This window comes from Bordetella sp. 15P40C-2, assembly GCF_009763235.1.
Classification (GTDB): Bacteria; Pseudomonadota; Gammaproteobacteria; order Burkholderiales; family Burkholderiaceae_B; genus Bordetella_A.
Genome location: NZ_WSJA01000003.1, coordinates 63,635 through 76,433, shown reverse-complemented (window position 1 = coordinate 76,433; position 12,799 = coordinate 63,635). Strand labels below are relative to the sequence as shown.

14 protein-coding genes are annotated in these 12,799 nt (G+C 60.7%); 4 read left to right on the top strand and 10 right to left on the bottom strand.

The window, feature by feature from the left end; all coding sequences use genetic code 11:
* Positions 1 to 22 precede the first annotated feature (22 nt).
* A complete protein-coding gene (locus GOQ25_RS02490; protein ID WP_160348865.1) occupies positions 23 to 991 on the top strand; it encodes a tripartite tricarboxylate transporter substrate binding protein in 969 nt (322 codons plus the stop codon).
* 20 nt (positions 992 to 1,011) lie between these two features.
* On the opposite strand, the gene GOQ25_RS02485 is transcribed toward GOQ25_RS02490, so the two are convergent.
* Entirely contained in the window at positions 1,012 to 1,962 is a 951-nt protein-coding gene (locus GOQ25_RS02485) for an alpha/beta fold hydrolase (RefSeq protein ID WP_160348864.1), read from the bottom strand.
* A gap of 110 nt (positions 1,963 to 2,072) precedes the next feature.
* Between GOQ25_RS02485 and GOQ25_RS02480 the strand changes: the two genes are divergently transcribed.
* Positions 2,073 to 2,948, top strand: a complete 876-nt coding sequence (locus GOQ25_RS02480; protein ID WP_160348863.1) for an AraC family transcriptional regulator — start codon at positions 2,073 to 2,075, stop codon at positions 2,946 to 2,948.
* On the opposite strand, the gene GOQ25_RS02475 is transcribed toward GOQ25_RS02480, so the two are convergent.
* The 9 genes from GOQ25_RS02475 to GOQ25_RS02435 all read right to left on the bottom strand — a co-directional run bounded on the left by GOQ25_RS02475 (position 2,945) and on the right by GOQ25_RS02435 (position 11,586).
* The gene (locus GOQ25_RS02475; RefSeq protein ID WP_160348862.1) at positions 2,945 to 3,928 is read right to left on the bottom strand and encodes an NADPH:quinone reductase; all 984 of its coding nucleotides are present in this window, start codon (positions 3,926 to 3,928) and stop codon (positions 2,945 to 2,947) included. The two genes, GOQ25_RS02480 and GOQ25_RS02475, sit on opposite strands and share 4 nt — an antisense overlap.
* Before the next feature lie 149 nt (positions 3,929 to 4,077).
* Positions 4,078 to 4,857, bottom strand: coding sequence for an SDR family oxidoreductase (locus GOQ25_RS02470; protein WP_160348861.1), 780 nt, complete (start codon positions 4,855 to 4,857; stop codon positions 4,078 to 4,080).
* Between the two features lie 12 nt (positions 4,858 to 4,869).
* Complete coding sequence (locus GOQ25_RS02465) at positions 4,870 to 5,739, bottom strand: HpcH/HpaI aldolase/citrate lyase family protein (RefSeq protein ID WP_160348860.1); 870 nt, start codon at positions 5,737 to 5,739, stop codon at positions 4,870 to 4,872.
* A gap of 9 nt (positions 5,740 to 5,748) precedes the next feature.
* Entirely contained in the window at positions 5,749 to 6,786 is a 1,038-nt protein-coding gene (locus GOQ25_RS02460) for an amidohydrolase family protein (protein WP_160348859.1), read from the bottom strand.
* Positions 6,787 to 6,813: 27 nt separating this feature from the next.
* Positions 6,814 to 7,206, bottom strand: coding sequence for a RidA family protein (locus GOQ25_RS02455; RefSeq protein WP_160348858.1), 393 nt, complete (start codon positions 7,204 to 7,206; stop codon positions 6,814 to 6,816).
* Between the two features lie 38 nt (positions 7,207 to 7,244).
* Positions 7,245 to 8,237 carry a hypothetical protein gene (locus tag GOQ25_RS02450; RefSeq protein ID WP_160348857.1) on the bottom strand — a complete coding sequence of 331 codons (993 nt, stop codon included), beginning with the start codon at positions 8,235 to 8,237 and terminating at the stop codon, positions 7,245 to 7,247.
* A gap of 55 nt (positions 8,238 to 8,292) precedes the next feature.
* Positions 8,293 to 9,276, bottom strand: a complete 984-nt coding sequence (locus GOQ25_RS02445) for a PDR/VanB family oxidoreductase (protein ID WP_160348856.1) — start codon at positions 9,274 to 9,276, stop codon at positions 8,293 to 8,295.
* Between the two features lie 5 nt (positions 9,277 to 9,281).
* A complete protein-coding gene (locus GOQ25_RS02440) occupies positions 9,282 to 10,550 on the bottom strand; it encodes a Rieske 2Fe-2S domain-containing protein (protein ID WP_160348855.1) in 1,269 nt (422 codons plus the stop codon).
* A gap of 43 nt (positions 10,551 to 10,593) precedes the next feature.
* Complete coding sequence (locus GOQ25_RS02435) at positions 10,594 to 11,586, bottom strand: tripartite tricarboxylate transporter substrate binding protein (RefSeq protein WP_160348854.1); 993 nt, start codon at positions 11,584 to 11,586, stop codon at positions 10,594 to 10,596.
* Between the two features lie 21 nt (positions 11,587 to 11,607).
* On the opposite strand from GOQ25_RS02435, the gene GOQ25_RS02430 reads away from it, so the two are divergent.
* On the top strand, positions 11,608 to 11,835 hold the full coding sequence (locus GOQ25_RS02430; RefSeq protein WP_160348853.1) for a hypothetical protein: 228 nt from the start codon (positions 11,608 to 11,610) through the stop codon (positions 11,833 to 11,835).
* 32 nt (positions 11,836 to 11,867) lie between these two features.
* Positions 11,868 to 12,788: a LysR family transcriptional regulator gene (locus tag GOQ25_RS02425; RefSeq protein ID WP_160348852.1), complete on the top strand. Its 921-nt coding sequence runs from the start codon at positions 11,868 to 11,870 to the stop codon at positions 12,786 to 12,788.
* The last annotated feature ends 11 nt before the right edge of the window (positions 12,789 to 12,799 follow it).

Below are 12,799 nucleotides of genomic sequence, written 5' to 3'. Positions count from 1 at the left end.
CGATAATTCATACGGAGAAAAGATGCGACTTATCCACGCAATGGCGAGCACGATGATTGCGGCGGCCTGTGCCACCGGACCAGCTTTGGCAGCCGAGGCCTTCCCGGAAAAGCCGGTTCGCCTGGTCGTGCCGCAAGCGCCGGGAGGAGCGTCCGACACGTTGGCGCGCATTGTCGCGCAAGCGCTAGGACAGAAATGGGGCCAGCCCGTCGTGGTGGAAAACCGCGCCGGCGCCGGCGGCAACATTGGCATGGAATATGTGGCCACGGGCGGCAATGATGGCCACACCTTGTTGATGAGCTACGAGGGGTCGCATGCGATCAATCCCGCACTGTATAAGAACTTGTCGTTCAATGTGCAGCGCGATTTCGCGCCGGTGGCGACGCTGGCTACCCTGCCGTTTGTGGCCGTGACGCGCGCATCGTCGGGTATCAAGGATCTGCCCGGCTTGGTCGAAGCCGCCAAATCGCGCCGCGTGACCTACGGCTCGGCCGGCAACGGCTCGGTGAATCACTTGCTGGGTGAAATGTTCAATTCGGCCGCCGATGTCAAGATGGTGCATGTGCCGTATCGCGGCGCGGCGCCGGCGATACAAGACCTGTTGGGCGGGCAGATCGATGTGGTCTTCACCAGTCTGCCGTCGGTGAAAGGCTATATCGACGCGGGCACGCTCGTGCCGTTGGCTGTCACCAGCGCAAAGCGTTCTCCTCATGCGCAGAACATTCCCACCATTGCCGAGCAAGGCTACCCCACGTTCGATGTGAATCCGTGGTTCGGTTTGTTTACCGCTAGCGGCGTCAGTCCGGAAAAGGTCGAGCGCATGAATGCGGATATTCGTACGCTGCTGGAGACGCCGGAAATTCAACAGAAGTTCGCGGCGCAAGGCGCGGTGACTTACGCGACGACGCCCGAACAGTTCGCCAAGCAGGTCGACACGGCGCTGGAACGTTGGGCCGAGGTGGTGAAGTCTTCCGGCGCGCAGGTCGAGTGACCTGCGCGGGCAGTGCGCGGCTAGTTGCGCAGGAAGTCCAATAAGTCCTGGTTCAGGCGATCCTTGTGCGTGTCGGTCAGGCCATGCGGCGCGCCTTGGTAGACGATTAGCTTCGCGCCCTTGATTTGGGCGGCCGAGGCGCGTCCGGCTGCGTCGATCGGTACGACCTGATCGTCATCGCCATGAATCACCAGCGTCGGGATATCAAACTTCTTAAGATCCCCGCGAAAGTCGGTGGCCGAGAATGCCGCGATGGAGTCATAGGTGTTCTTATGGCCACCCTGCATGCCTTGCGCCCAGAAGGCCTGGATCAAGCCTTGATTGGGTGTCGCGCCGGGCCGGTTGAAGCCAAAGAACGGACCCGAAGCGATATCCAGATAAAGCTGTGAGCGGTTTTCCAGGGCCGCCTTGCGGATGCCGTCGAACACCTCGATGGGCAGACCGCCAGGGTTGTCCGCGGTCTTGAGCATCAGTGGCGGCACGGAGCTGACCAGCACGGCTTTCTTGACACGCGACGTGCCGTGGCGGCCGATGTAGCGAGCGACCTCGCCGCCGCCGGTGGAGAATCCGACCAGGGTCACATCCTTCAGATCCAGGGCGTTGATGACGGCCGCGAGATCGTCGGCATAATGATCCATGTCATTGCCCTCCCAGGGCTGGCTGGAGCGTCCATGACCACGCCGATCATGGGCGACCACGCGATAGCCCTGCGAAGCCAGGAAGATCATCTGCGATTCCCAGCTGTCCGAGCTCAATGGCCATCCATGGCTGAACGTCACTACCGGACCGTTCTTGGGGCCCCAATCCTTGTAGTAGATCTGTACGCCATCGGGCGTGGTGATCGTGTTGCCTTCAATGGTGATCGGAGTGACCGGCGCGAGAGGGGCGGTCGTCGCGGCCTGGGCAGCGGCACCCGTCTGGATGGCGGCGGCGAGCAGGCCGGTCATGGCGGTCTTGGTAGCGGTATTCATGGTGATCCTCGTCTGAACAGTTGTGGGCCGATTTGGCTTAAACGTATTGTGCTGCCGCCAGATGAACCCTAGGTGATATAAAATCCATAAAAAATGATTAGGAGTACAAAATGGCGGATCGATTAGCGGAACTGCTGAGGCGCTTTGAGATCGAGGCACAGGTGTTTCATGCCGGGACGCTATGTGGGTTGAACACCTTGCCCGCTCAGGACGAGCTGGGGCAACTGCACTTGATACGCCGCGGTCCCGTCGAAGTGGTGCATGGCAACCAGTCGTTGAACGTGGACGTGCCGAGTGTGCTGCTGTATCCGCGCCCGATGGCGCATCGGTTCATCACGGATGCAGAAGCTGGCGCCGATATGGTGTGCGCCAACTTACGATTCGAAGGCGGGGCGCTCAATCCCATCAGTAGCGCGCTACCTCCGTTTCTGTGTCTGCCGCTGGCGTCCATTGAAGGCGCCACGCCGGTCTTGGAGGTGCTTTTTGACGAGGCGTTCGCAGGGCGCTGCGGCAGATTGGCGGTAATCAACCGTTTATTTGAAGTCGTGATTATTCAGATCCTGCGTCAGCTCATGGAAAGCCGGCTGGTGAAAGGCGGCATGCTGGCAGGCCTGTCACATGCACGTCTGCGCTCAGCCATCATCGCGATGCACGAGGCGCCCGAGCGCAATTGGGCATTAGAGGATTTAGCAGGTCTCGCAGGCATGTCGCGCAGCGGTTTCGCCACGACCTTCCGTGAGGTAGTGGGAATGACGCCGGGGCTGTATTTGCAGAGCTGGCGTATCGGGTTGGCGCAACGTGCGTTACGGATGGGCTACCCGTTAAAACGGATCGTCGCGGAGGTCGGATATGGCAGCGAGGCGGCACTGTCGCGCGCTTTCAAGGCCCAGACGGGCGTGTCGCCGGGGCAATGGCGCACATCGTATGCGGCGACGCAGCCCGCACAGCGCGATGGGGATAGCATCGCGCTAGACGCGGCTCCTTAAGCCTGGCAGTTGACGATCACGTTGCCAAAGGCGCCGTTTTCTACTGCTTGATGGGCCTGGACGATGTCGGCGAGCGCAAAGCTCGGGCCGATATGGTGTTGCAGCGTTCCCTGCTCGAGGAGGGTTTGCAGCCCTTGTATCGCGCGCTTGCGCTGCGCGGGCGTGAGGAGATACACCAGGAAGAAATGCAGAGACAATGAACGCGGCAACCAGGTCGCGTAGTTGATGGGGACGCTGCCGCGATTGTTCGATCCGAAGCAGACGAATTTGCCGTGTGATGCCAGCACGCCCTCATCGACCAGCGCTGCGCTGGTGGAGAAATCCATATCGATGATGGCGTTCACACCTTGCCCATCGGTCAGGGCCAGTACGCGTTCGGCGACTGGCTCTTTTTTATACAGCACCGTGTCGGTGAATCCCGCGGCATGCAGAAACGCGGCTTTTTCGTCAGAGCCCACCGTCGTGATGACGCGTGCGCCGCGTGCGCGCGCCATCTGCGCGGCATAGTAGCCCACGGCGGATGCGCCACCGATGACCAGAACGGTGCTGCCGGGTTCGAGGTCAGCGAGTTCGACGGCGCGATAGGCGGTGAGTGCGGGAATGCCGAGGCAGGCGCCCGCTTCGAACGATATGTTTTGGGGCAAGGACACCGCTTGCTCGGCCGGCAGCGTGATGTATTGCGCCGCTGTGCCGTGCGGGCGGTTGTACTGCGCGTTCCACACCCAGACGCGGTCGCCGACGCGATGCGTGTCCACCCCCGGGCCCACCTGGTCCACGATGCCCGAGCCATCGCTATGCGGAACGATGTAGGGGTCGCGCACCGGTCGGCTACCCGTGCGGGATTTCACATCCGACGGATTGACCCCCGTGCACACGACTCGAATTCTCACCTCTCCCGGGCCGGCATCCGGGGTCGGCTTTTCGCCGACTCGCAGGACATCCTGGGCGGCGCCATTGCTTTCGTACCAAGCTGCTTGCATTACGTAAGGCCCTCTTCGACAAAACGGTTGCTCAGCGTTCCCGGCTCGGGCGAGTCGCCGTCGATGCCCGTCCGAATGATGTCGCCCGGACAGACACTGAGCTAACGGCGTATGGCGCTGATGAATTCGTCACTGCCAAAGAGCATATATCAGACCAGCCCGTGATACGAGCCGCCATCGATCTGCAGGTTTTGCCCCGAGATAAACCCCGCCTGCGCGGAACACAGATATGCACAGGCGCTGGCGAACTCCTCCGGCGTGCCCATGCGCTTGGCCGCCAGGCTATCGACAATGCGGCGGCGCGCTTCGTCGTAGTCGATGCTCTCCAGACGCATGATGCGTTGCGTCATCGCCTGTTGGCGCGGTGTGTCGATGCGCTCGGGCAGCAGATTATTGATTGTCACGTTGTGCCGCGCGACTTCGGCGGACAGGCCTTTACAGAAAGCCGTGAGCGCCGTGCGAGCCGCGCTCGAGAGCGATTGATGCACGCGCGGCGATTTGACCATGGCGGAGGTGATGTTCACGATCCGTCCGAACTTGCGCTCGCACATGCCGCCCACATAATGGCGGATGAATAGCGCATGCGGGATCATGTTCTTTTCGAACGCACCGATCCAGGCATCATGCTCCCATTGATCGAGCGTGCCGGGCGTGGGGCCTTCGTTGTTCGTGACGAGGATATCGACCGCGGGCAAGGCGTTCAAGACGCATTCTCTACCCGATTCGGTGGTGATATCGGCCGCGATGGTGCTGACCTGAACGTCGCAGTCCTGACGGATGGATGCGGCGGCCGCTTCCAGACGCTCCGTATTGCGCGCGTTGATCCATACGTTAACGCCCTCTTTGGCCAGCGCAGTTGCGCACGCCAGACCCAGACCGCTGGAGGAGGCCATGACGAAAGCGTTTTTTCCGCGTATTCCTAAATCCATGATGACTCCTGTTCAGGCGGCAGGCTGTACGCCGGCCAACTCGCGCACTTTGTCCAGCGCCGGATAGCTGCGGCTGGGGCCGCACACCAGCAGGCGATAACCTTCGTTGTAGATGCGTTCGGCGTTTTCGGAAGTGACGTGCGGGTGGGCCACGGGGACGTTGTATTCCTTGCCGATGGCGCGGATTTCGGCCATCGCGCTCAGCAATTCTGGATGGTTGTACTGGCGGGGTACCCCCAGTTCTTGTGACAGATCGCCTTCGCCGATCATGATGGCGCCGATGCCCGGGGTTTCTTTCAAGATGTCGGGCAGGTTGCTTACGCCTTCGAGGTCCTCGATCATGAGGATGACGAGAATTTCGCCTTCCGGGTTGAGCGGCCACACATCCGCCTTTTTATAGTATTCCTGCTGCGTCAGGCCCCAGTAGCGCGCCGCGTTGGTTGGCCCGTCGCCGCGTTGCCCGAAAGGATGATGCAGCGGATGCGACACTTTGGTGGGATAGCGGCAGGCGGCCACCGCCGACTGGGCTTGTTCGACCGTGCTGACATGCGGCCAGACAATGCCGTAGGCGCCCAGGTCGAGCGCTTGCTTGGCGAGCCACTGGCTCATCTCGCCACCATTGGCGGGGATGCGAACGATAGGGGTGACGGTGGGCGCAATCGAACCGCTCGCGGCGATCGCGCGGCGATTCAGCAGATACTGGAACGCATCGCGCAGGGTCAGCGGATCCCAGGGCTGATGTTCGCATTCGATCATGATGCCGTCGTACTGCGTGGTGCTGAATGCGATGGCCGATTCGACCGTAGGCGGACAGAACGACAGCGTCGCGATGCCGCCCGATTCTAGTTTACGTATAAGACCATTAAGACGTTGCGTGGTCATGATGATTCCTCAAGCGACGGACCGGGCGCGTTGGTCGAGAATGTTGTTCAGGCGCGGGAACACCTTGCGGGCATTGCCCACGAACAGCATGTGGCGGGCATTCTGGTCCAACGACTCGACCGCATCCAGATAGCGGCGCGTATCGTCGAAATGATGGCCCGTCAACGGATCAATGCCTTTGACCGCGCCCACCATTTCCGAGGCGAACAGCAGGTTTTCCAGTGGAATGACGTCGGTCAGCAGATCGATGCCGCGTTGGTCATACACGCACGTGTCAAAGAACACGTTGTTAAACAGATGCTCTTCCAACGACGGCCGTTTCAGGTTCAAGGCCAGTCCGCGATAGCGGCCGAAGTGAAACGGCAGCGCCCCGCCGCCATGCGGAATGATCAGGCGCAGTGTCGGGAAATCCTTGAACAGGTCGCCTTGTATCAGTTGCATCACGGCCGTTGTGTCTGCGTTGATGTAATGCGCACCCGTGGCATGGAAACAGTCATTGCACGAGGACGACACATGGATCATCGCGGGGACATCCAGTTCGACGAGTTTCTCGTACAGGGGATACCAGTAGCGGTCCGTCAACGGAGGATCTTTCCACCAGCCTCCCGAGGGGTCCGGATTCAGGTTGCAGCCGACGAAGCCGAGTTCATTGACGCAGTATTCCAGCTCTTGAAGGCAGTTCTCTGGCGATACGCCCGGACGCTGCGGCAGCTGACAAGCGCCGGCGAAGTTTTCCGGATAGAGCTGCGTCAGGCGATAGATCAGCGTGTTGCAGACGCGCGCCCACTGACGCGCGACACGCTCATCGCCATATTGATGCGCCATGCCCGCAGCGCGGGGCGAGAAGATCGTCAGGTCCGTGCCGCGCTCGCGCTGGAATTTAAGCTGTGCGCCCTCGACGGAGGCTCGCAACATGTCGTCGGTGATGCCCAACGACTCGATGGACGGGAAGAGGCTCGGGTCTATCATGCCCGCCAGCTGCTTGGCGCGAAAGTCGCGCAGCTGTGTCGGGGCGGTGGTGTAGTGGCCGTGGCAATCGATGATCATAAGGGTTCCAACTCAAACTAAACGGGTTCAGTTGCCGATGACGGCAATCGCTTGCAGTTGCAGTAGCATGCCGCTGCGCAGGTCCTGGACACTGGTGTGTCGGGCCGGACGGTCCTCGGGGTCGGGAAAATATTCCAGCCAGACGGCATTAATGGCCTTGCGCACCGATTCGTCCGCGACCAGCACAGTCAAAAGCCCGACATCGGCCATCGACGCGCCGCCTTTTTCCAGTACGGTTTTTAGGCTTGAAAACGCGTGCCTGGCTTGGGCCTCGGCACCCTCAGCCAGTTTGTTGGTGGCGGGGTCCTTGCCGGCAATGCCGGAGGTGAAAATGGTGTTGCCGACTTTGGCACCCATTGGAATCGGCGTCGCGCCGTGATTCACGCCCTCGATTTCGATCGAGCGTCCGTTGCTTTTCATCGCGGTTCCTTTAGAAAAGTCAGGCTTGCGTGCCCGCGTCAGTTTTCCCAGATGCAGAATGCGGCGCCCACGCCGGTACCAGCCTCGGTTCGGTGTAGCGGGTAATACTCCATGTGACGCACGGGCATGAAGTCGACGACGCCGGCAGTCAGAATCCAGTTCAATGTTTCCGAGGTGCCCGAACGCAACGCGCTGGGCGCGATCGCGCGCAATGCGGCCTCGTCGCGGTTCTGGATGGCATTGATGATGTGCTGGTCGAAGTCTTCTTCCACGACGAAGTGCGACAGCCCACCCGATGCGACGACAGCGACTCTGAGATCGGCCGGGTACTCCTGGATGACCTGGCGCAAACGACGCCCGATCTCGTAACAACGATTGGCGGTGGGTACGTTGGGCGGGAAATAAGTGTTCAACAGCACCGGCACGACCGGGATTTCCTGGCGGAACAGGCGCTTGATGATGAATCCATACGCATGACCGAATCCGGCCTTGGTGGGATCCGTCACTGCAGATACCGCGGCGACGTCCACATCCTGCGTGATGAGGCTTTGAATCAGGCTGGTCGCGAACGCCTGCGAGGCGGGGGCGCGATAGATGTCTTCCATCATGTAGCCACGTCCGACCTGCAGCATCCAGTCGGGGGCGCCTTTACCGTACTTGCCCGTCGTGGTGGCGATCTCACTACCGTGAAAGATCGCAAAAGCGGGCTGGCTGTCGGCGGTAAAGAGCTCGGCCTGATCGTCGCCGACAATGACGACGACATCCGGCTGTGCGCGCTCCAGGGCATCGGCCAGGCGGTCCAGCGCGGCCTGGCAGGCGAGTTCCTTTGCCTTCATGACATCAGGTTCGATTTCCGCGCGATATTGGGGGCCGCGCAATGCCAGCAGTTCGGGATAGCTCATGCGCGTGCCATTGGATAGATGCAGCTTCTGGTTGGCGAAGTCGATCTCCGCGCGATGCTTCCACTGCTGCGCGGTCAAGTTCAGCATGGGGCTGTGCGTGGTGCCCAGCCCTAAAACAATATTTGCCATAGTGGTCGAACACCTTGTTGATGCCGTAACGGGCGGTTTGGCATGGGGAAAGGGATCAGAGGTCCAGCACCAGCCGAGAGCAGGCTGCGTGCGAGACGCAAGCTTGCATATAGCGGCGTTGCGTGCGGTCGGCGTCGGTCAGGCAGGTATCGTTGTGGTTCACCTCGCCTTCTAGCACCTTGACGCGGCATAGCCCGCAAAACCCGGCGCGGCAGTCATAGGGCAGATCGACGTCTTCATCGATCAGTACATCCAGAAGTGCCTGCCCTGGCCGTACAAACACGGACTTATCGCTGAACTGCAGCACAACCTCGTAGCCGGCCTGATTCTGATTGGCGATGTCCGCGCCAAACAGTTCGAACTTCACGCTGTCGGCGGGCCAGCCCAAGGTCGCCGCGTGCCTGACGGCGGCGTCGATCATCGGCTTGGGTCCACAGACGTACACCGGGCGCGCGGGCCCTGCGGGTAATACCGAGCCCAGGTCCAGATGTCGGCCGGCTTCCTCGTCAATGTGCAGGTTCAGTCGCTCGCCGCATAGCTGGCGCAGCTCTTCCAGAAACACGGCTTCGTCGCGAGAACGGGCCGCATAATGGAATGTGAAAGGCAAACCCTGTCGTTGCAGGGCCGCGGCCATGGTGAGGATGGGCGTGACGCCTATGCCGCCGGCCAACAGGATCACGCCTTCGGTTTCACCCAACGCGAAGGCGTTCTTTGGCGGCGAAATACGCAGCACATCACCCGGCCTGACCGATTCATGCAGATGCAGCGACCCTCCCGTACCCGCGTCATCGCGCCGCACCGCGATGCGGTAGCAACGTTGCGGCGTGGATGGGTCGTTGCCAGGATCGGTATTCACCAGCGAATAGGCGCGAACGCGATCTGGCTTGCCCGACACCGGCAGGTGCACGGACACGTGGGCGCCCGGCTGATAGCCCGGCAGTGCGTGGCCGTCTACGGCTGCCAGTGTGAATGCCAGCACGCCGGGGCTGCACCACGTCACCTGGGTCACGCGGACATCGAAGAGGTCTGTCTCGCCCATGACGCTCAGGCCCCGGCGGCCGCCCTGTTTTCATTGATCTGTGCGATCGCGCGTTCAAGCAACACGTGCCAGTCTTCGCTTTCGTTGATCACACCGCCCACCGAGTAAACCTCGGAATAATCCAACTTGTCGTCCTGAGCCACCCAGGGCTGTTCGCCGTTCTGATAATCCCGGATGGCCTTGAGCAACATCTGGCGCAGGCGGATCACTTCCGTGTCGGCCGAGCACAGCTGTTCTTGCGTGCGGTCCAGGATGGGGCCCTGGCTCATGAACATGGCGAAGTCTTCGGTCGCCACCCCGTCGGGAAAGCCCGTGAAATGCCCGCGCTTCATCAGGTCGCGATTCTGGCCCCAGTTGTCCTCGGCCGGCCCAGGCGGCAGGGGTGGCCAGTTGGTAATGTCGGGGCTGGCCGACAACGGCGTCATGCCCAGAGGGCGGTGCACATTGAAGTGCACGAACCAGGCGCGATAGTGCGTGTCGTCCACGGGCACCGACATGAACACAGTGGACGGGCCACCCGGGTCCGGGGCGCAAATCACGCCATACCAGGGGAACACGTAATGGTTCACGCGCGCATAGACCTTGCCTTCGCCGAGCTGACGCAATGCCACCGAACGAAAGCCGAAGTGCGTACGCTCATATTCCAGGCGCGGATGTTTGTCCACCAGCATGTTTTGCTGCTCGCGCCGGCCGCGTACCTGAATCTGCGTCTGGTGCAGATGGCTCACGTGCGAAGAGTCCATCGTGGCCTCGACGCCTTGCAGCCAGTTCACGGGCACTTCCACCGACGTGACGGAACGTTGCTCGGCTGGCAGATCCGTGAACGGCAGGTTAGGAAATTTGGGGGCTTGGCCCTGACCAAGCCATACCCAGATGATGCCGCCGCGTTCGACCACTTGATAGCTGTTGAAGCGCACCGATTTGCAGAACGACACTTGATCGCCGGTGATGTTCGGTGCTTCGACCATTTCTCCATCCACGCTGAAGCGCCAGCCATGGAACAGGCATTGCAGCGAGTCGTTTTCGTTGCGACCTAACGCCAAGGAAGCTTTGCGATGCGGGCACTGTTCGTCGAAACAGGCCACCTTGCCGCTGTCGCTGCGAAACAGCACATAGTTCTGTCCCAACAGGCGCAGTCGATAGGGCTTTCCGCCGGCTTGCAGCGCGGCCGATGGGTAGGCGGGCAGCCAGTAGAACTTTCTGAACAGCTCTCCCAGCGGCGCCCCATTCTCGACCCGGGTAATCAGATCGTTTTCTTCTTTCTTCATAGCCATGTGATGGACTCCTCAGTGTGCGTCTTGTCGCTGAACCTGGGCCTTATTTAGGCTCGACAGCGATGTTGGCCAGCTTGGCTTGTTCACGGTATTTGGGGATTTCCTGATCGATTAGCGCAGCAAAACCTTCGGGCGTGTTCACCATCGGCTCGGACTGAATGGTTTCCAGGTAGGTGGCGAAATCGGGCGACTGCACGATTTCGGTCACGTCGGCGGCGATCTTCTCAATCACGGGCTCGGGCGTTCCAGCCGGCGCCAAGAGGCCATACCAACTTTGCGTATCGAACGCGCCAAAACCCACTTCTTTCAATGTGGGCACATCCGGCAGAGATGGCATGCGTGTATCACCCGAGACGGCTAGGGCATGCAGCTTTCCGGACTTGATATGGGGCAGGTAAAAGCCCGGAATTTCGAGGGCGAACTTCAGCTGGCCGCCCATCAGGTTGGTGGCGAGATCGCTGGTGCCCTTGTACGGGATGTTCTGCAGCTTCACGCCCATCAATTGCGTCAGACTTTCGCCGGCCAGCCGTCCTACGCCGGTGGCGCCCACGGTCGGTAGGTTGTAGGTGTCAGGATCGGCTCGGACCTGTTGGACCAATTCCCTGATGTCCCGGGCAGGCATGCTGGGATGGGTCAACAACACAAAGCGGTTGACCAAGACCGTACAGACCGGTGCGAAGTCGCGCAACGTGTCATAGGGCAAGCTCGGCATCACCGAGGGGTTGATCGTATGGCTGGTATTGGCGAACAGCAGGGTATAGCCATCGGCCTCGGACTTGGCCACCATGCTTGAGCCGATTACCGTATTGCCGCCGGGGCGATTGTCGATGATGACGGGCTGGCCCCATTTTGCAGCGAGCTTGTCGGCCAGAAAGCGTGCGGCATTGCTGGTGCCCCCGCCGGAGGTAAAGGGCACCACGATGCGCACCATCTTGTTGGGATAGCTGTCGGCATCCTGCGGTTGCCCCACGGCGGGCATGGACATCGCGCTTAAGGCGGCAAGGCTCGCCAGTAAGGCTCTGCGTGAGATCTTCATGATTGTCTCCGGATCACTCGTATGTCTGCAGTCCTGATGCGCCGTAAACCACAAATGTCCGAGCGGGATTGGCTGGGCCGGCCTCATGGCGGCGCCACGCTGTTCCTCTTGCACTTGAACCTTCCTGGTCTTTCGCGTCTTTTAGGGCTTCGGTCGGTCGCCTTGTACCAGGCCTACCGTCGAGAGCTTCCATTCTATGGACGCGTCATTCAATACAACAATCAATTTGTTTTTATCCATTATTATTGATTGGGTTAACAGTCAAACGGACGCGGTCCGCGATGCGCATTACCTTCAGACAATTGCGGGCCTTCGTGACGGCGGCGCAACTCAGCAGTTTCGTCCACGCGGCGCGCGCGCTGCATGTCACGCAGGCGGCGTTGAGCAATTCGGTACGGGAACTCGAGGAAACCGTGGGTTTTCGGTTGCTGGAGCGCACCACCCGGCGCGTGGCCTTGTCGCAAGAGGGCGAGCAGTTTCTGCCGCATGCCATCGCAGCGTTGGATGCCCTGGGCCAGTTCGAGCGATGTGCGGCCGATCTGCGCAGCCAACATCACGTGCTGCGCATCGCCACATCGAGGCTGGTGGGATGGTCACTGATGACCCGTATCTATCGGGATTTTCACCGCGCGCATCCCACCATACGGCTGACCCCGGTAGATGTGAAAATCGATGATGTGCGTGCATCGGTGGAGCAGGGCCAGGTGGATCTCGCCATCTCTACACATTCATCGGTCAGCGATCATGTGACCGTCATGCCGCTCTTTCACAGCCGCATTTGCGTGGTCTGTCCGAAGTCCCATCCCCTTGCCCGGCGGCGGCATTTGAAGTGGGAGGAACTCATTAACGAGCCCTTGATCTTCGTGGGCAATCTGCCCCGGCTGCATCTGGCGCGGCAGTTAGGCCCGGGTTTTCAGTTTAATCATGTGCGGCAGGTCGACGATACGACCGCAGCGCTTAGCCTGGTTGCGGCCGGTATGGGGCTGGCCGTCTGTCCGGGATTCGTCGAGCCGGCCACGCGTGTACATGAACTGAAAGTGCTGAGAGTAGAGTCCCCGGTCGTTTCTCGCCAGTATTCGCTCTTTGTGGATTCGCGCCGGTCCAACCGTATGGGGATCAAGCAGTTCACCGAGTTCGCACAGGACTACTTTGCCCGGGTGGGTGATCAGCCTGTGGAGGATGCGCCGGACAAGGTGTTCTAACGCCGCGATCT